Raw genomic sequence first — 18,348 nt, 5'->3', positions numbered from 1 at the left:
AGGCGCAAAGCCTGCGCGCAGGCGAAGCAGCCTGCCAAAGACGCAAGAACATGAGCGATTCCAGCGGCCCTGCGGGGCTAGAGTCGCAGCGAATTTCAGCCGGGGTGCTTGCATGAAACGTTCGCTGTTCACGTCCCTTGTCGCGAGTCTGCTGCTGGCGCTGAGCCTCGATGCCTCGGCCCAGATAGGCCGGCGCTTCCCCTCGGAGCGCAAGGTGGTGCCGGACCCGGTTAGCGGGGTGCCCCTGGTCTTTCTGACCAGCCAGGCCGGCGGCGATTCCAAGATCTATCCCAGCCATCCGCAATGGACTTCGGACGGCGCCTGGCTGGTGTTCCGCTCCAACCGGGTCAGGGGCGAGGCCCTGGCGGTCAACGAGGCCACGGGCGATCTGGTGCAGGTCACCGAGGGCGGCTACGAGGGCATGCTCAATCTGTCGCAGACGGCGATGAAGCTCTACTTCCTGCGTGCCGACAGCAAGGCGCCGGGCAGCAAGGTCCGGCAGGCGGTGGAGGTGGACCTGGCGGCGGTGTTCGCCGACAGCGCCGCCGGCCGCATGCAGGCGGCAGACCGCTACCAGCGCGTGATCGCCACGCTGCCGGCCGAGCTGGAGGCCTTCGGCGACTGCGCCCTCGATGCCGACGGCCAGTGGTTCTACTTCCGCATCAACAGCAAGACGGTGGCAGCCAAGCATCTGCCGAGCGGCGTCAAGCCCGAGCCCAACTTCGGCCCGCGCAATATGGGCGCCGGCCCGACCGCCATCGCCAAGCTCAACGTCGCCACCGGCGAGCTGCGCCATGTGGTCTCGGTGCCGTTCCAGATCGGCCATATCCAGGCCAACCTCTGGAAGCCAGGCGAGCTGGTGTTCAGCTGGGAGACCGGCGGCAAGTCGCCGCAGCGCACCTGGTTCGTCAACGGCGACGGCAGCGGCCTGCGCAAGCTCTACCCTGAAGCGCCATACGAGTGGGTCACCCATGAAGCCGTGATCGGCAAGGACGAAGTCGCCCTGGCCATCATGGGCCACCGCGCCATTCCCGGCGTGGTCGATCCGAACCGCCCGCCGGGCACCGACGTGGGCGGTGCCAACCCGGGCCAGGACGCGGCCTGGGGCGACAGTGGCACGCGCGAAAAGCCAACCGGCCTGGCCATCGTCAATCTGCGGACCCGCGAGATGCAGATCGTCGGCCAGACGCCCTCGGGCAGCGGCCTCTGGCATGTGCATGGTTCGCCGGACGGCCGTTTCGCCGTCGGCGACGACTTCGATCGCCAGCTCTACCTGATAGACCGCCGGACCCGCGAAATGATGGTGCTGAGCGCCGGCCACAAGACCACGGCACGCGACCATGTGCACCCCACCTTCAGCCCGGACGGCAGGAAGATCCAGATCCAGTCGGCCCTGCTGTCGGCCGACGGCCGCGAGATGAACATCGCCGTGGTGCCGGTGCCGGAGTCCTGGCTCAAGCGGAAGCCGTAATCCGGGCGCTTCCAGATATTCGCGCGGCAAGGTATGGGCAGATACCCAAAAGGCCCAGCCTGTAAATCAAACGAATGAATTTCAGGGGCCGTCCCAGATATTGATGGCAGGCCGGCTCATACCCATTGAGGAGGCGCTGCCATATTGGCCGGGGACCGCCCGGCGCAGCGGCGCCGCAGCGGAGAACATCTGCCGCACTGCAGCAATTCGCGCAGCAAACTCGCAGCGATTTGATTGGAACCCTCGCGGTGGCTGCGCGAACCAGGAATCGCCTGGGCACTTGAGGGTTTCTGCGGAGGCCAAGCAATCATCCCCATGACCGTTTGATTGCCGGGTGGCACAGCGGCAAAGCAGCGTCCTAGACTAGCCGCAAAGCAGAAACAAAACGCCGTTCCAGGCATTTCCTTCCCAGCAGTTGGAGACAAACCCGATGGATCAAAAGACTTACGGCCGCGGCCAGCTTCCGCGTGTCAGCCCCCTGGTGATCGCCATGGCCGCCGCCCTGTCCGGTGGCCTGGCTCAGGCCCAGCAGACCACGCCGCCGGCCGAGGCCAAGCCCGCCGAGAAGCCCGCTGAAAAAGCGGCCGACAAGGACAAGACCAAGCAGCTCGAGACGGTGATGGTGAGCGGCATCCGCAGCTCGATCCGCAGTGCCATCGACCGCAAGAAGAACGCCGGCACGGTCAGCGATTCCATCGTGGCCGAGGACATCGACCAGTTCCCGGACAAGAACGTGGGCGAGGCGCTGTCGCGCATCACCGGCGTGCAGCTCTCGCGGGAGTTCGGCGAAGGCTCGCAGGTCTCGATCCGCGGCGTCGAACCCGACCTGAACCGGGTCGAGATCAACGGCATGTCGGTGCTGGGCACCAATGGCGGTGCCGGCCGCGGCGCCGAGCTGCGCGAGCTGGCCTCGGAGCTGATCCAGTCCATCGACGTGGTCAAGGGCACGCAGGCCCGCATGACCGAAGGCGGCATCGGCGGCACCGTGATCATCAACACCCGCAAGCCGCTGGACTTCACCAAGCCCACGCTGGCCGGCAGCCTGGCCGGCGAGCAGGGCAGCCTGCGCGGTGGCGTGCAGCCGCGTGCCACCGTGCTGGTGGCCGACAAGTTCTTCGACGGCAAGCTGGGCCTGATGGCCAACCTGGTCTACGACAAGATCTACACCCGCGGCGATTTCTCGCGCAACACCTCCTGGACCTTCCTGCGCGACTGGGACAACTCGGCCGAGAAGACCCTGACCAGCCTGAATGCCAATGCAGCCGCGGTCACCACCTTTGCGGGCTGCGCGGCGCTGACCAATGCCAACGACCGCACGCAGTGCCAGAGCCAGTGGTTCGACTACGCGCCGCGCATCTCGCGCTACGGCATCTGGGAGCGCAACCACAAGCGCAGCTCGGCCGAAGTGACGGCCCAGTACAAGTTCAGCGACGAGTTCGATGCCTGGGTGAGCTACCAGGTCAACAACCAGGCGCAGAAGCTCAATGACATGAACTTCGGCACCGACTTCACCGCGGTGAGCCGCCTGGCCAACACCGGCAACAGCCCGGTCTATCGTGCCGACGGCACGGTGCAGACGGCCGGCACCTGCACGGCCATCAGCACCACGGCCACGCCGGCCAGCATGACCATAGAGAACCACCACGTCACCAGCTACACGGTGGGCAACTGCCTGGCCGTGGCCGGCCAGGGCGGGCAGGGTGCCTTCTCGACCTCGGCGCGTGACTTCGCGCTGGACATCAAGTCCACCTATGCCACCACCGGCTTCAAGTACAAGAACGACAAGTGGAAGATCGATGGCCTGCTCGGCGACTCCAAGTCCGACTACCAGAGCGAGAGCAATGCCATCGTGCTGACGCAGAACGCGCCGGGCCTGGTCGTGAAGCTGGGCGCCGACCGGCTGCCGAACTTCACCTTCCCCAGCGGCTACAGCCCCGACAGCGCCTCGTCCTATGTGCAGGCCCAGCTGCAGTACCGCCCCTCGGCCACGCTCAACAAGGAGCGCCAGGGCAAGCTGGACTTCACCTACGACATCGGCCACAGCTTCTTCAACACCTTGTACTTCGGTGGCCAGGCGCGTGAGTCGCGCTCCAACCAGTACAACGGCGGCGGCTACCTGGTGCAGAACAACGGCAGCCTGACCAATACGACGGAAGCGGTGGACATCAATGCCCGCACCGCCAACATCAACCAGACCATCATCTTCGACCCGCTGTACACCGGCACGGCCCAGCGTCCGAACGACACCCAGACCTTCATCAACAGCGGCTTCCGCACGTCCTACGTGACCGGCGCCAAGATGCAGGAGATCATCAACGCGCTGCGCACCAGCTCGCCGGGCACCTTCTTCGGCGGCTACAAGGACATCAGCAACGTGCCGAGCAGCTGGACCGCACCGAGCTACGCCGCCTCCGTGGCCTCGGGCTATTTCGACACCAGCGCCTTCAACCACGCCTACCTCTACGAGACCCCGGGCAGCGACGGCAAGACCTATCCGCAGGTGCCGGCCTTCGACATCGCCGAGAAGATCAAGGCCGCCTATGTGCAGCTGGACTGGGGCACGGAGCTGCTGGGCATGCCGCTGGACGGCAACGTCGGCGTCCGCTACACCCGCACCGACGTCAAGTCCACCGGCCTGTTCACCGACCGCCAATGCGACCCGGCGGCGCTCACCACCTGCACGGTGCTGGTCAACAGCAACAAGGTCGTCGGCATAGAGAACAACTACAGCGACGTGCTGCCCAGCCTGAACGCCGCGCTGCAGGTGATCCCCGAAAAGCTGATCGTGCGTGCCGGCTGGGGCAAGGTGATGGCGCGTCCGGCGCTCAACCTGCTGGCACCCAACGTGACCTGCACCACCGGCAGCGGCCTGGCTTCTCGCGGCGGCGACGGCGTGGACGACTGCACGGCCGGCAACCCCGACCTCAAGCCCTACCGCGCCACCAAGAAGGACCTGAGCTTCGAGTACTACCCGAACCGCGACACGCAGATCAGCCTGGCCTTGTTCCGCACCAACATCGACACCTATGTCCGCGCCAACATCCGCACGCCGGGCATCGACTTCTTCGGTGACGGCCGATTGTTCGACGTGACCCAGTCGATCAACGGCCAGGGCGCGCGCACCCAGGGCGTGGAACTGGCCGGCCGCACGCCGCTGTCCTTCCTGCCGGGCTTCCTGAGCGGCTTCGGCGTCGATGCCAACATCACCCGCATGAGCTTCAGCTACGCCGCCGGCAACGAGCTGCTGAGCCCGCTGGACAACTCCATCCTGCCCTACCCGGGCCTGTCCACCCGCGCCTACAACCTGGGCCTGTGGTACGACAAGGATGCGTTCAACGCCCGCATCGCCTACCACCACCGCAACAAGTACTACACCGGCGGCAACGACGTCTCGGGCAACCCGAACTTCCGCGATGGCAGCGGCTACCTGGACGCCAAGATCCAGTACCGCTTCGACAAGAACTTCACCTTCTCGTTCGAAGCCAAGAACCTGACCAACCAGGCGGAGCTGACCTATGCCGGCGACCTGCAGCGCCCCAACGAGCTGGCCTGGTCGGGCCGCCGCTACTACCTGACCGTGGGCTACAAGCTCTAAGGCAACGAAGTGTCTCCTCGGCCGTAATCGGCCTTGTTGCAGCGGCTCCTTCGGGAGCCGCTTTTTTAGGACCTAACGATGCGCCTTGTCTTGTTCTCGTGGCTGTTCGCCGGCCTGGTCGCAGCCCAGGCCGCACCGCCGGCCAAGCAGATGGAGAGGCTGGACCGCGGCCTGGTCGCCGTGCCCGCGGCGCAGGGCGTGTTCCTGAGCTGGCGGCTACTGGGCACCGAGCCGGCCGGCCTGCGCTTCAACGTCTACCGCGGCGAGCGCCGGCTCAACGAGCAGCCGCAGACGCTGACCAACTTTCTTGACGCGCAGGGCAAGGCCGACAGCCGCTACACGGTGCGTGCCGTGCTGGACGGCAAGGAGCTGCCGGCCGAGGCAGCGGTGGCACCCTGGGCCCAGCCTTTCCTGAGCGTTCCGATCCAGAAGCCGGCCGATGGCGTGAGCCCGGACGGTGTGGCCTACAGCTACCAGGCCAACGACGGCTCGGCGGCCGACCTGGACGGGGACGGCCGCTACGAGCTGATCGTCAAATGGCAGCCGACCAATGCCAAGGACAACTCGCAGCGCGGCCACACCGGCCACACCTACCTCGATGCCTACAAGCTCGACGGCACACGGCTGTGGCGCATCGACCTAGGCCCCAACATCCGCGCCGGCGCCCACTACACCACCTATCTGGCCTACGACTTCGACGGCGACGGCCGGGCCGAAGTGATGATGAAGACCGCCGACGGTACGGTCGATGGCCGCGGCCGGGTGATAGGCGACGCCAAGGCCGACTACCGCAACGAGGCCGGCTATGTGCTGGCCGGTCCGGAGTTCCTGACCGTGTTCGACGGCCTCAGCGGCGCGGCCCTGGCCAGCACCGCCTATGTGCCGGCGCGCGGCGAGGTCAAGGACTGGGGCGATGCCTATGGCAACCGGGTCGATCGCTTCCTCGGCGGCGTGGCCTTCCTCGATGGCCAGCGGCCCAGCGCCGTGTTCTCGCGCGGCTACTACACACGGGCCGTGATCGCGGCCTGGGACTGGCGCGACGGCAAGCTGACCCAGCGCTGGGTCTTCGACAGCAATGACGCTGCGGCCGCCGGTGGCGCGGCCGTGGCCGGGCAGGGTGCCCATTGGTTCTCGGTCGCCGATGTCGACGGCGACGGCCGCCAGGACATCATCTACGGCGCCGCCACCATTGGTAGCGACGGCCGCATGCTCTACAGCACCGGCCTCTGCCACGGCGACGCCCTGCATGTAGGCCAGCTCGATCCGGCACGACCGGGCCAGCAGGTCTTCATGGTCCACGAGAGCCCGCGCTGCTACGGCGACCATGGGCTTGAGATGCACGATGCCGCCACCGGCAAGGTGCTGTGGAGCATGTCGGGCCAGGGCAAGGACGTGGGCCGCGGCGTCTGCTTCGACATCGACCCCAAGTACCCCGGCGCCGAATGCTGGGGCTCGGTCGGCGGCCTGATGACAGCTGGCGGCCAGCTGATCAGCGAGCAGCACCCGAACCGGATGAATTTCGCCGTCTGGTGGGATGGCGACCTGCTGCGCGAATCGCTGGACGGCACGGCCATAGACAAATGGAACCCGGCCGCGTTCCGCTTCGAGAACGTCCTCAACGGCAAGGCTTTTGATGCCGCCTCGAACAACGGCACCAAGGCCAACCCGGTGCTCTCGGCCGACCTGTTCGGAGACTGGCGCGAGGAGGTGGTCTGGCGCAATGCCGACAGCACGGCCCTGCTGATCTTCTCGACCGCACTGCCCACCGGGCACCGCCTGGCCACGCTGATGCACGACCCGCAGTACCGCATGCAGGTGGCAAGCCAGAACGCCGGCTACAACCAGCCGCCGCACACCAGCTTCTACCTGGGCGAGGGCATGAAGGAACCGGTGCGCGAGGCCATCTACACGCCGAGCGCCGGCGCACCGCGGCCGCTGTTCCGCGACCCGGTGCTGGATGGCGCCGCCGACGTGGCCCTGGTCTTCAACAAGGGCGCAGTTCGCTGGGAGATGTTCTATACGAATCGGCGCGCCACGCTGCGCCTGGACGATCCCAAGGATGTGAGCTGGGTCCATGCCACGCCGATAGGCATTGCCACCACCGACGACGGCAACCACTGGCGCGCGGCCGGCGAAGCCAAGTTCCCGGCCGAATGCACAGGCGCCACGCTGTGGGCGCCCGAGATCCTGGAAGTCGAGGGCGTTTACCACCTGTGGCTGACCATAGTTCCCGGCGTCCACAAGAACTGGACCGGCACGCGCTTCCTGCAGCACCTGACCAGCCGCGACCTGCGTGACTGGCGCTGTGAGGAGCGCGTCGATCTGGGCTCGGACAAGGTGATCGATGCCAGCGTGGTTCGCCTGGGCGAAGGCCGCTGGCGGCTTTGGTACAAGGACGAGGAGGGCTCAAGCAAGCTCAAGTTCGCCGACAGCGCCGACCTGAAGCGGTGGACGCCGCGCGGGCCGGTCTCGGCCCTGCCGGGCGAGGGCCCCAAGGTGTTCCGCTTCGGCGGCAAGTGGTGGCTGGTGGCCGATCTCTGGAAGGGCCTGCTGGCGATGCGCTCCGACGACGCCGAGCATTGGCAGGAGCAGCCGACGCGCCTGCTGGCCGACCCGGGCGTGCACGCCACCGACAAGGCCAAGGGCCAGCATCCCGATGTGCAGCTGGTCGGCGGCCGGGCCTTCATCTTCTACTTCGTCCACCAGGGCAACGAGGACGAAGCCAAGGGGGACGACCGCTACCATCAGCGCACGGTGATCCAGGTGGCCGAGCTGAAGCTGGATGAGAACGGCTGGTTGAGGCTGGACCGCAATGCGCCGCCGCCCGATCTGGGCCCTTTGTTTGGAAGCCGGCTATGAGAAGAATCAGCCATGCACTCGCCCTGGCCGCGGTCCTGGCCCTGCCAGCAGCGCAGGCCCAGAACCCGCTGAAGCTGGGAGAAAAGCTGCGCACGGCCGACCCCTCGGCCCATGTCTGGCGCGATGGCCGTCTCTACCTCTACACCTCGCATGACGAGGAATGCCAGGCCGACTTCCACATGAAGGACTGGCATGCCTTCTCGTCCACCGACCTGGTGAACTGGACCGCCCATGGCCCGGTGCTGGCGATCAAGGATCTGAAGTGGGCCGACGACTACGCCTGGGCGCCCGATGCGGCCTACAAGAACGGCAAGTACTACCTGGTGTTCCCGGCCGGCACCGGCGTCAAGGACCGGGAGGACCCCAAGCGCAGCACCAAGTGGATGGGCATAGGCATAGCGGAAAGCGATTCGCCCACCGGCCCCTTCAAGGACATGATTGGCGGCCCCTTGTGGCGCAAGCCCTATGCGAACGACCCCTCGCTCTTCATCGACGATGACGGCAAGGCTTATCTCTACTTCCACGGTGCCGGCGCCGACTACCGCGTGGTCGAGATGGCCGACGATTTGCGCAGCATCCAGGGCGACTTCGTCAAGATGGACATGGGCGGCCACGAGCCCAAGATGGAAGGGCCCTGGGTGTTCAAGCGTGAAGGTCTCTACTACTTCACCATGCCCGAGAACAACCGCGCGCTGAGCCACTACACGGCCAGTTCACCCAAGGGTCCCTGGACCTACCGCGGCGTGTTCATGGAGCCCGAGAACGGCAACAACCACCATTCCATCGTCCAGTACCAGGACCAGTGGCTGCTGTTCTATCACCGCTGGCTGGATGTGCCTGGGGCTGCTTGCGCCAAGAAGCAGAGGCATGTGGCGGCGGAGTATCTGCAGTTCAACGAGGACGGCAGCATCCGCAAGCTGGAGCGGACCAGCGAAGGCGTGGCGGACTTTGCGAAGAAGCGGGCAGGGCGCTGAGGCCCTGCCTCCTCAGTCGAACTTGCAGGCCGGATCGGCCGGACGGGGGGGCTTGTCCTTGCTGAGGTCCAGGCTCTGGATCTTTGGCGTCTCGGTCGGCGAAAGCGTCAGCGAGACATCGAGCGAGCCCTTTTCGCACTCCAGGCGATAGCTGCCACGCAAGGCAGTCTCTGCCTTGACGGCGCCCGGCTTGCAGGCGCCCAGACCTTCGCGCAGCGCCGTGATCTCGGTCCGCCGGCTGGCCAGCGGCGTGTCCAGGAACAAGGCGTCTGCGGCCAAGGCCTGGGCCCGCACATCGCTCCAGTCGGCTATCAGCTCGCTGCTGGCGCGCACCATCTGCATCAGCTGAGTCGAAGCCGTGGGCACGCGCGGCTTCAGCGCGCCGCTGTCCTGCAGCACCTGCAAGAGCAGACGGGTGACGGCACCGGCACTGGCATTGCTCTGGTTCAGCAGGGCGAACACGCCGACGCCGCGATCGGGCAGCCAGACCATGCGCGAGACATAGCCGGGCAGGCCGCCGCCATGCGACACCATGCGCCCCGAGCGACAGTCGTCGACGACATTGAGGCCGAAGCCATAGCTCGAGGCCTGGCCACCGAGCGGTGCACCGGGCACCGGAGGACGCGAGACCGTGATGGCCGGTGCGCCCAGGCCCGACTGCATCTCGCGCAGCGTGCGGCGCGAGACCGGGCCGGTCTCGGCGTCATTGCGGGCCGGGTAGGCGGCGAGCATGAAGGCGATGTAGCGCGCCAGGTCGTTCGAGCTGAGCATGAGCCCGCCCATGGCGCCGCCCGCCTCGCCGTCCTGGACCATGGGCACCGCCACGAACTTCTGCGGGCCTGGAGGAGCCTTGCGATGGCCCAGTGCCAAGTGCTCCTTGGGCACGGCCGCCGAATTCCAATAGCTGGAGTTCATGCCCAGGGGGCGCAGGATCTCCTCGGTGATGTAGCGCTGATAGGGGCGGCCCGAAGCCTGGCTCACGACCTGACCCAGCAGGACGAAGCCGAGATTGGAGTATTCGAACTCCGAGCCGGGAACCGTGGAGAAGCTGATGCCCTGCTTCATCCAGGCCGACAAGTCCTTGGCCGAAATGCCGATCAGGCGTTCGCCATAGGGGTTGTCTTCGGCCAGCCCGCCCGCATGGGCCAGCAGCTGGCGGATGGTGAGCGGCCCGGCATCGGCCGTGGGCTTGGCCCAGCCAGCCAGCTCGGGCACGAAGCGCGCGACCGGGTCGTCCAGATTGAGCCGGCCCGCATCACGCAGCTTCAGCACTGCCAGGCTGGTGAAGCTCTTGGTCATCGAGGCAATGCGAAAGACCGAGTCGGCAGTGACCGGCGCGCTGCTGGCCACATCGCGATGACCCAGCTGGCCCAGCAGCACCGGCTCTCCGTCTATCACCACGCCGTAGGCCAGGCCCGCCAGGCCACCGCGCTGCTGCGCCAGCTCCTGCACCATGGCCGGGATCTGCGCCAGGGCTTGTCGCAACTGAGTGGCCCGCTGCGCCGCGTTCTCGAATTGCGGTGGCGGCACTTGCGGGCCAGCCTGCGAGAGAGGAGCTGTGCCCAGCAAGGCCAGCAGGCCGGCAGTGAGCAGTCGGGTCGTCTGACTTAGGCGCATGGGAAGGTCTCCCGCTCTCGACAATGCGGCGATTCTGCGGCGGTGCGGTCAGGACCGGGCTGGTACGAACCCTTGATCGGGAGGGTCAGGTCTTTGCCCTGACACCCGCCCTGTGGCGCCGACAATCAGGGGCGATGCCGCGCAGAAAGTCAGCCCATCACCACCATGTCTACGTCGTGCTCTTGTCCGAGCGCGTGTGGAACGAGCCCGCATTCCGCCGGGCCAACCCCGAGCACGACATCCTCAAGCCCTGCCTCTACGTCGGCATGACAGGGCTCCAGGCTGAAGGCTGGCGCCAGCCAGCGGCCGCGTTTAGGTCCCCCATGCTTGGAGAACGTCGATGAAGCTGCGCGCGGTACCGCGGCCAAACTAGGGGCGATGCCTCTCCATCGCGAATTGCTCGCGCCGCACGACGAGGAAATCCATCAGTGCTCTGACCTTCGCCGGCATCTGTGCGCGGGACGGCACGTAGAGATAGAAGCCCGGGAACGGCCGGCACCAGGAAGCCAGCACCCTCACCAGCCGCCCGTCTTTCAAGTGCTGGCGGACGCAGATGTCCAGGTACTTGATCAAACCCACACCCTGCAGCGCCGCGTTGAGCATGTTCTCGTCGTCGTTGAACACGGCGTTGCCCTTGGGTTCAAAAGCCACCGTATGTGCTTCTGCGTCCGGTGATGTGAACGACCACCGGTCAATCGTGCCGCTGGAGGTGAACCGGTAGGCGAGGCAGTTGTGGCGCGTCAGGTCGGCCGGCGATTCCGGCAGTCCATGCCACTCGAAATAGGCCGGAGATCCCACCACCGCCATTTCAATCGGCGGTGTCACCGGCACGGCTACCACGTGCTCGTCCAGGCTCTCGCCCAGTCGCAGACCCGCGTCCATGCCGTCAGCCACGATGTTCGAGAAGCCATCGTTCAGCACGAGTTCCAGTCGCAGCTTGGGGTGGCGCGCCAGCAAGTCGCCCAGGTACGGCTCGATGAGCAGCCGAGCGGCAATGCGGGAGGAGTTCATGCGGATGAGCCCGGACGGCTCTTCGTGCGCTTCGCCCAGTTCGGAAACAGCCCTTTCAACGGCGTTCAGCGCAGGTTGCAGCACATCCAGCAAGCGCTGGCCTTCAGCGGTCAGAGACATGTCCCGCGTCGTGCGGTTCAGCAACCTCACGCCCAGGCGCTCCTCCAAGCCCTTCAGGTGCTGGGAAAGCGCGGCCCGCGTCACCTCCATCTCCGCAGCGGCCTTGGTGAAGCTGCGGTGGCGGGCGATGTGCGCAAACCAGGTCAGCGAGGACAGCAGTGACGGCTCGATAGGCATATTGGTTAGTTTAGCTACGCAGTCATGTTCGGAAAAGGCCGTTTATCAAAGTCAATCCAGTTCCTAGGATTCACTCACGTCGCAGCAATCAGACGACGTCTTCAACCGCCACCGGAGCGAATCCATGTCTTCCAACGTCAGCTTCAAGAACCTCAACGGCCAGGGCATCACGATGGCCGCCACCCTCCATTTCCCTGCCGGCTTCGACGAGTCGAAGAAGTACGCGACCGTCGTCGTCTCCCATCCGGGCGGCGGTGTGAAGGAGCAGACCGCCGGCCTGTACGCGAGCAAGCTGGCCGAGAACGGTCTGGTCGCCATCGCATTCGACCGCTCCTACCAGGGCGCGAGCTCGGGCGAACCGCGCCAGCTTGAGAACCCGTACGTCAGCACCGAAGACATCAGCGCCGTCATCGACTACTTGACCACGCTGCCCTACGTCGACCAGGCCAGGATCGGCGCCATGGGCATCTGCGCCGGCGCGGGCTACAGCGCCAATGCGGCCATCAACGACCGTCGCATCAAGGCGCTGGGCATGGTGAGTGCCGTGAACATCGGCCAGATGTTCCGCAACGGCTGGGAGAACAAGGTCAAGGATGCCGATGCCGTGGCTTACCTGGACTTCGGCTCCAACGCCCGCACCTCAGACGCCGGCAAGCCCGAGCTCGTCACCATCCCGCTGGCCCCGCTGAAGAAGGAAGACGCGCCCAACGCCGAGCTGGCCGAGGCCTGGGAGTACTACCACACGCCCCGCGCCGAGCATCCGCGTGCGCCGGGTTACGCGCTGGCCCGCAACCTGAACCAGATCATCACCTACGACGCCTACCACCTGGCCGAGGCCTTCCTGACCCAACCCATCCTGGCCGTCGCCGGCAGCGCAGCCGGCAGCAAGTGGATGAGCGATGACCTGCTGGCGCGTGCCGCGAGCAGGGACAAGACGCTGCACATCGTCCAAGGGGCCAACCACATGTCGCTGTACGACGTGCCGAGCTACGTGAACGAGGCGGTCGCCCAGCTCGCCCCGTTCTTCCAACGCACGCTGAAGTGAGGGGATCCACCATGAGCACCATCAAGACCGTCAGCTACCCCAACCTGGGTTGGAACACCGCCGCCGACATCCACCTGCCGCCGGGCTTCGACGAGACGAAGAAGTACCCCTCCATCGTCAGCACCCATCCCATCGGCAGCTGCAAGGAGCAGACCGCCGGCAACATCTACGCCAAGGGTCTGGCCGAAGCGGGTTTCGTCGTGCTGGTGCATGACGCGAGCTTCCAGGGCGCCAGTGGTGGCACGCCACGCTTCATCGAAGACCCGGCCATCCGCGTTTCGGACATCCGCTTCGCCGTGGACTACCTGCAGTCGCTGCCCTACGTCGATGCCGAGCGCATCGGCGCGATTGGCGTGTGCGGCGGCGGCGCCTACACCGTGCATGCCGGCATCACCGACCACCGCATCAAGGCGTTGGTATCCATCACCGGCGTGAACTACGGCCGGCTCATCCGCGAAGGCTTTGCCCAGTTCAAGCCGCGCGAACTCGCGGAGGGCATCGCCCAGATGCGCACGGCCCAAGCCCAGGGCGCCGAGCGCAACGCCGCGAATCTCCTGCCCGACTCCGTGGCTGCGGCGAAGGCCGCTGGCATCACCGACATCGACGTGCTGGAAGCCACTGACTACTACAAGACCGGGCGCGGCCAGCAACCCAACGGCGCAACGAGCCAGCTGATGTCCTTCAGCGGCGCCGCGATGGGCTGGGATGCCTTCCTGCAGGCCGAAGTGCTGCTGACCCAGCCGCTGATGATCGTCGTCGGCGACAAGCCGGGTGGCTTCGGTGCCTACCGAGATGGCTGGGAGATTTATGGCCGCGCGGCATCGACGGACAAGCACATCGTGGTGGTCGAGGGCTGGTCGCACTACGACCTGTACGACAAGCCTGAGCCGGTGTCCTTGGCCATGGCGAAGCTGGTTCCCTTCTTCAAGGATCGGCTGTGACGAAGGTCCTCGTCCTCGGCGCCAGCGGGCAGATCGCGCAATGGGTGGTCCGGTCGCTGGCCGCTGACCAAAGCATCCGGCAGACCTTGCTGATGCGCGATCCCAGGAAGCTCACCGGTCAGGAGCCGGCGAACGCCGAGGTCGTGATCGGCAGCGTGCTGGACAAGCAGCTGCTTCGGCAAGCTGTGAGCGGCCAGGACATCGTCTACGCCAACCTCACGGGCGATGACCTGGACAAGCAGGCCAGGGCGGTCATCGCCGCCATGGAGGCAGAGGCCGTCAAGCGCCTGGTCTTCGTGCTGTCGCTGGGCATCTACGACGAGGTGCCGGGCAGGTTCGGTGACTGGAACCGCGCCACCATCGGCGAGGACCTCAAGCCGTTCAGCCGGGCGGCAGCTGCGATCGAGGCGTCCGGTCTGGCTTACACGATCGTGCGCCCGGCTTGGCTCACGGATGATGACGAGGTCGACTACGAGCTGACGACCAAGGGTCAACCCTTCAAGGGCACGGTGGTTTCTCGAAGGAGTGTGGCCGATCTGATTGCGCAGGTCGTCACCCACCCGGGGCTGCACGTCCAAGAAAGCCTGGGCGTCAACAAGCCGGGCAGCGACGGCGACAAGCCGTATTTCATGTGAGCTGTGGCGGATCGTCGGTCACTTCTGGAGGGCATCGTGTGCTCAGACAACAAACAACGCTCGGACGAATTCGACCGCAGCTCGGGTGCCGCAGCTCTGGACGCCCGCCGCATCGTCCGCCATGTGCGCGAGCTGCTGGCTGCCGACGAGGTCAGCTACTGGTGTGTCGAGTCTGAGGACCGAGGACTGGCGGCGCGTCGAGTGGCCGCCACCGAACCCGACCCAAGCGGCGTCCAAGCGCCGCTACGGCTGAGCATGGAACAATGCGCCGGCTACTTTGCAGCAACGCAGGCCACGGGCCTGTTCATCAGCCAGGACGCTCTTCGTGATGACAGGATCTCCGGCACACGCGCGAGCTACCTGGAACCTCGCGACATCCAGGCGGTGCTCAGCATCAACCTATCTGTCGACTCCCAGTTGCTTGCCATCATCAGTTGCGCGCAGCGTGGCCGGCATCGTCATTGGAGCGCAAGCGACGTCGCAGTGATGCAGCAACTGTCTGCCGACCTCACCGTTGAATCCTGGCGTCGTCGCGAAAGGCGGGACGGCGTGGGTCCTTGTCGATTCCTTGGCATTCACCGGGCATTTCGGCTCAGACCTTTCAATGCCTGGAAGGGCATTCCATGCTGACGATCAGTTGGTGGCCCTGGTGGAAGTGGGGCGCCGCTGTGCTGGTGCTGGCCGTGTTCGCTGCCTTCGCCGTGCTCTTCGTGGTCACCCGCGTAGAGCTGCACCAAGCGAAGGTGTCCGCCCAAAGGCTCTCATCGAGTGCCCCGCAGACCGGCCCTGCGAGCCGCATCGCAGTCGTCTACTTCTCGCGATCCGGCAACACCGCCGTCGCAGCGGCGCACATCGCCCGGCGTATGGGCGCAGGCCTGTTCCGCCTGAAAGCGCCCGCTTACGACGTGGGACTGCCCGGGATCCTCCACGCACTGCACGACGCGCGGTCGCATGAGGCGGTCATTGCACCCACCACCCTGGACCTGCGAGGTTTCGACACGGTCTATCTCGGCTCTCCCATCTGGCTTTACAGCCCTTCGCCACCCATCTGGGAGTTCGCCAGGCGCAACCGATTCGACGGCAAGGATGTCGTGTTGTTCAACACCTTCAACAGCAAGTTCGAACAGCACTTCATCGACGAGTTCCGGCAGATCGTGCTCGCCCAGGGCGCGCGCTCGTTCAGGCACCTTTTCGTCAAGCGTGGCCGCATGGGTCGACAGCTGACAACGGGAGAGATGCTGGACCAGATCGACGCGGAGTGGTCCCTCGTGGAGGTTGCGGGGCATGCCAGCTCGCAGAACCCATGATCCAAAGGCCTGTGGCGCTGAACGGCTGCTTTGTGGATTTGAGGTCGGCAAGTCGGAACACCGAAGCCTCTGCACAGCCCCCTGTCGCCGCCGAGAGGTCAGCTTCAGGTTGTAGGTGCCGTTCGAAGCGGAGCGGCCGAGTGGGTGCAATCTCCAAGATCCGTATTGAAGGATGTCCGCTGCCCTGGTCGGCAACCACTCCCGGCCCGGGCTCTTGACGACGAGTTAACGGACCCCCAGGGCAAAATCCATTTGATCGGGGCGAGCCTGGTGCTAGGCCTGCCGGGACGCACACCTTGAAAATGGAGCAGCATCAATGGCACTGACGAAGAAGGGCGAGTATTGGTATGGAACGACGTCAGGCGACACCCAGGCCGAGCTGCGCAGCTACAGCCTTGCAAACCGCCATGAGGCCGTCCGATTTGCTGCGTCCAAATGTGATTGCGGATGCCGGACCTTCGCGCTGCAGACCGATGAAGAAGCCGGCGTGGCCATCCGCACCTGCACCGACTGCGGGCAGGAACACCTGATGGGCGACAGCGCGGACTACCTTGAAGGAGCCGCGCCTGAGACGCACGAGTGCGTGTGCGAGAACGAGGTGTTCGAGCTGGTGTCCGGTGTCTCCGTGCATGAAGGTACGCACGAGGTGCGCTGGTACTACATCGCCTGCCGCTGCGTGGAATGCAACCTGGTCGGGGTCTTCGCCGATTGGAAGTGTGAAGCGGGTGATGCGGCGGCCTTCCTCGCCAAGGTCTGAGTGGCAGCCATCCTTCCCTCCATCCAAGCCGCGGCCAAGTCAGGCCATTGATCCTGCGTCCCCTCCATCTCCCTCAACCCAAACCCATGCGGCGCCCTCGCAAACACATGGGCATCCACCTCCAGCCCAACATCCCGCGCCGTACGCAAGAGGTTCAGCGCATGCTCCACCGGCACGATGGTGTCCATCAGCGCATAGGCCAGGAACACCGGACAGCGCGGGATGCCATGCGGCTCGGCGGCAATGCCTATGGGCCAGGCGTCGTAGAAGGCCTGCTTCTCCGGCGGCGGGTAGTCGGGCTTGCCGGCGGGGGCCTTGTAGAGGCGGTGGTTGGCGTTGAGCGGGGCGTACGCGATCACGGCGCCGTGCGCTTGATAGGCATGAGCCTGGCAGCTCATCACGCCGGCCAGATGGCCGCCTGAGGACAGGCCGACATGGAACAGCGGTAGCGGCGGGAGCGTCGCAAGGTGGTCCAGCGCGCGCAGTCCGTCCTGCAGTGCGATGTCGAAGGGCTGGCCGTTCTGGCCAGGCAAACGATGCTGCAGCACATGGGCTTCCAGCCCGAGGCTGTTCAGCCATTGCGCAATCTCCACGCCTTCCTTGTCGTGCATCAGCTGCAGATAGCCGCCGCCGGCATAGACGATGGCGCGGGCGCGAGCCTTGCCCTCGGGCAGGTAGCTGTGCAGTTCGGCGCGCTTGACCTGGGTGAGCACCCGGTCGGGCCAGTCGCCCTGCAGCTGGTTGGGCGGGCCTTCGCTGAGTGCAAGGATGCGGTCGAGTTCCATCATCAGGGTCGGGTCTTGGATTCGGGCAGCGGCAGGCCGAAGTCGGGCATGCCGTCGGCGGTGAAATTGAGTGGCTGGATGCGGGTTGCGCGGCCGGTGTCCTTGAGCGGGTCGCCAGCGATGTCGCGGTAGTTGCGCGCATGGAAGACGTTCAGCACCTGGCCGTCGGGCTCGACCAGGAAGCTGTTGTGGCCGGGCCCGTAGATGCCGTTCTCCGCGCTGCTTGAGAACACCGGGACCGGCGACTTGCGCCAGGACTTGGCATCCATCAGGTCGGCCGATGCATCGGCCCACAGCAGGCCGAGGCAGTATTCGGCGCCTGTGCCCGCCGCCGAGTAGCTGATGAAGACCCGGCCGCCACGGACCAGCACGGCCGGTGCCTCGTTGACCTGGTGGCGCACCTGTTCCCAGTCGTACTCGGGCCGGCTCAGCAACAGCTGTGGACCCTCCAGCTGTGTGGGGCTGGCCATGCGTGACAGGTAGAGGTTGGTGCTGTGGTTCTTGCTGGCCGGATCGTTCTGGGCCCAGGCGAGGTAGCGCTGGCCGCGGTGCTCGAACAGCGTGGCATCCAGCGTGAAACTCTCCCACTGGGTCTTCAATTGGCCGCGTTCCAACCACTCGCCCTGCATGGGGTCGGCCGACTCGTTCTCCAGCACCCAGAGGCGGATCTTCCAAGGGTCCTTGGCCTCGCCGGCGCTGAAGTAGATGAACCAACGGCCATCGACGCGATGCAGCTCGGGGGCCCAGATGTGGCGGCTCATCGGACCCTGCTCATGCTTGCGCCAGAGCACCCGCGGCTCGGCCGTGGCCAGGCCGGCGATGCTGCGTGCACGGCGCAGTTCCAGGCGGTCGTACTCGGGCACGGTGGCCATCAGGTAGTACCAGCCCTCGTGACGCAGGATCTGCGGGTCGGCGCGCTGGGGCAGCAGTGGATTGGGCCAGGCCGGCGTCGCCGTCGTCTGCGCAAGCAACGCGGGGCTGAGCAACAGCGTCGCGACAGCGGCCAGCGCGCGGCGGCGGGTCACGCGAGGCGGACAAGGGTTCAAGCGGAGCT

Annotated in this window: 14 protein-coding genes; 10 read left to right on the top strand and 4 right to left on the bottom strand. The window is 65.9% G+C overall.

Annotated elements, in window-relative coordinates:
* The first annotated feature begins 112 nt into the window (after window positions 1-112).
* From QT382_RS04195 to QT382_RS04180, 4 genes are all read left to right on the top strand, one after another.
* Window positions 113-1,471, top strand: a complete 1,359-nt coding sequence (locus tag QT382_RS04195; protein WP_289252789.1) for a TolB-like translocation protein — start codon at window positions 113-115, stop codon at window positions 1,469-1,471.
* A gap of 430 nt (window positions 1,472-1,901) precedes the next feature.
* Window positions 1,902-5,066 carry a TonB-dependent receptor gene (locus tag QT382_RS04190; protein ID WP_289252788.1) on the top strand — a complete coding sequence of 1,055 codons (3,165 nt, stop codon included), beginning with the start codon at window positions 1,902-1,904 and terminating at the stop codon, window positions 5,064-5,066.
* Between the two features lie 78 nt (window positions 5,067-5,144).
* Window positions 5,145-7,925, top strand: coding sequence for a rhamnogalacturonan lyase family protein (locus tag QT382_RS04185; RefSeq protein WP_289252787.1), 2,781 nt, complete (start codon window positions 5,145-5,147; stop codon window positions 7,923-7,925).
* Complete coding sequence (locus QT382_RS04180) at window positions 7,922-8,899, top strand: family 43 glycosylhydrolase (protein ID WP_289252786.1); 978 nt, start codon at window positions 7,922-7,924, stop codon at window positions 8,897-8,899. The genes QT382_RS04185 and QT382_RS04180 overlap by 4 nt, the downstream gene beginning before the upstream one ends.
* Window positions 8,900-8,911: 12 nt before the next feature.
* Here the strand turns inward: QT382_RS04180 and QT382_RS04175 are convergent, their stop codons facing one another.
* Both QT382_RS04175 and QT382_RS04170 read right to left on the bottom strand, forming a co-directional pair.
* Window positions 8,912-10,516: a serine hydrolase domain-containing protein gene (locus tag QT382_RS04175; RefSeq protein WP_289252785.1), complete on the bottom strand. Its 1,605-nt coding sequence runs from the start codon at window positions 10,514-10,516 to the stop codon at window positions 8,912-8,914.
* Between the two features lie 369 nt (window positions 10,517-10,885).
* Entirely contained in the window at window positions 10,886-11,824 is a 939-nt protein-coding gene (locus QT382_RS04170) for a LysR family transcriptional regulator (RefSeq protein ID WP_289252784.1), read from the bottom strand.
* 124 nt (window positions 11,825-11,948) lie between these two features.
* On the opposite strand from QT382_RS04170, the gene QT382_RS04165 reads away from it, so the two are divergent.
* The 6 genes from QT382_RS04165 (at window position 11,949) to QT382_RS04140 (ending at window position 16,509) form a co-directional block, all read left to right on the top strand.
* On the top strand, window positions 11,949-12,869 hold the full coding sequence (locus QT382_RS04165) for an alpha/beta hydrolase (protein WP_289252783.1): 921 nt from the start codon (window positions 11,949-11,951) through the stop codon (window positions 12,867-12,869).
* Between the two features lie 11 nt (window positions 12,870-12,880).
* Window positions 12,881-13,810, top strand: coding sequence for an alpha/beta hydrolase (locus QT382_RS04160; RefSeq protein WP_289252782.1), 930 nt, complete (start codon window positions 12,881-12,883; stop codon window positions 13,808-13,810).
* Window positions 13,807-14,445, top strand: coding sequence for an SDR family oxidoreductase (locus QT382_RS04155; RefSeq protein ID WP_289252781.1), 639 nt, complete (start codon window positions 13,807-13,809; stop codon window positions 14,443-14,445). The genes QT382_RS04160 and QT382_RS04155 overlap by 4 nt, the downstream gene beginning before the upstream one ends.
* 36 nt (window positions 14,446-14,481) lie before the next feature.
* The gene (locus QT382_RS04150) at window positions 14,482-15,075 is read left to right on the top strand and encodes a GAF domain-containing protein (protein WP_289252780.1); all 594 of its coding nucleotides are present in this window, start codon (window positions 14,482-14,484) and stop codon (window positions 15,073-15,075) included.
* The gene (locus QT382_RS04145) at window positions 15,069-15,752 is read left to right on the top strand and encodes a flavodoxin family protein (RefSeq protein ID WP_289252779.1); all 684 of its coding nucleotides are present in this window, start codon (window positions 15,069-15,071) and stop codon (window positions 15,750-15,752) included. The genes QT382_RS04150 and QT382_RS04145 overlap by 7 nt, the downstream gene beginning before the upstream one ends.
* A gap of 316 nt (window positions 15,753-16,068) precedes the next feature.
* Window positions 16,069-16,509, top strand: coding sequence for a hypothetical protein (locus QT382_RS04140; protein ID WP_289252778.1), 441 nt, complete (start codon window positions 16,069-16,071; stop codon window positions 16,507-16,509).
* Here QT382_RS04140 and QT382_RS04135 read toward each other — a convergent pair.
* A complete protein-coding gene (locus QT382_RS04135; RefSeq protein ID WP_289252777.1) occupies window positions 16,410-17,297 on the bottom strand; it encodes an alpha/beta hydrolase family protein in 888 nt (295 codons plus the stop codon). The genes QT382_RS04140 and QT382_RS04135 overlap by 100 nt on opposite strands.
* A complete protein-coding gene (locus QT382_RS04130; RefSeq protein WP_289252776.1) occupies window positions 17,297-18,340 on the bottom strand; it encodes a glycoside hydrolase family 43 protein in 1,044 nt (347 codons plus the stop codon). The genes QT382_RS04135 and QT382_RS04130 overlap by 1 nt, the downstream gene beginning before the upstream one ends.
* Between the last annotated feature and the right edge of the window lie 8 nt (window positions 18,341-18,348).

The sequence above is a fragment of the Pelomonas sp. SE-A7 genome (assembly GCF_030345705.1).
GTDB lineage: Bacteria > Pseudomonadota > Gammaproteobacteria > Burkholderiales > Burkholderiaceae_C > JAUASW01.
This window is presented reverse-complemented; position numbering and strand designations above follow the sequence as displayed.

Excerpts from the sequence above, each read along its gene's own strand:
- QT382_RS04160 (WP_289252782.1), top strand. The coding sequence starts at position 12,881 with ATGAGCACCATCAAGACCGTCAGCTACCCCAACCTGGGTTGGAACACC.
- QT382_RS04135 (WP_289252777.1), bottom strand. The coding sequence starts at position 17,297 with ATGATGGAACTCGACCGCATCCTTGCACTCAGCGAAGGCCCGCCCAAC.
- QT382_RS04165 (WP_289252783.1), top strand. The coding sequence starts at position 11,949 with ATGTCTTCCAACGTCAGCTTCAAGAACCTCAACGGCCAGGGCATCACG.
- QT382_RS04195 (WP_289252789.1), top strand. The coding sequence starts at position 113 with ATGAAACGTTCGCTGTTCACGTCCCTTGTCGCGAGTCTGCTGCTGGCG.
- QT382_RS04175 (WP_289252785.1), bottom strand. The coding sequence starts at position 10,516 with ATGCGCCTAAGTCAGACGACCCGACTGCTCACTGCCGGCCTGCTGGCC.
- QT382_RS04140 (WP_289252778.1), top strand. The coding sequence starts at position 16,069 with ATGGCACTGACGAAGAAGGGCGAGTATTGGTATGGAACGACGTCAGGC.
- QT382_RS04180 (WP_289252786.1), top strand. The coding sequence starts at position 7,922 with ATGAGAAGAATCAGCCATGCACTCGCCCTGGCCGCGGTCCTGGCCCTG.
- QT382_RS04185 (WP_289252787.1), top strand. The coding sequence starts at position 5,145 with ATGCGCCTTGTCTTGTTCTCGTGGCTGTTCGCCGGCCTGGTCGCAGCC.
- QT382_RS04170 (WP_289252784.1), bottom strand. The coding sequence starts at position 11,824 with ATGCCTATCGAGCCGTCACTGCTGTCCTCGCTGACCTGGTTTGCGCAC.
- QT382_RS04145 (WP_289252779.1), top strand. The coding sequence starts at position 15,069 with ATGCTGACGATCAGTTGGTGGCCCTGGTGGAAGTGGGGCGCCGCTGTG.
- QT382_RS04190 (WP_289252788.1), top strand. The coding sequence starts at position 1,902 with ATGGATCAAAAGACTTACGGCCGCGGCCAGCTTCCGCGTGTCAGCCCC.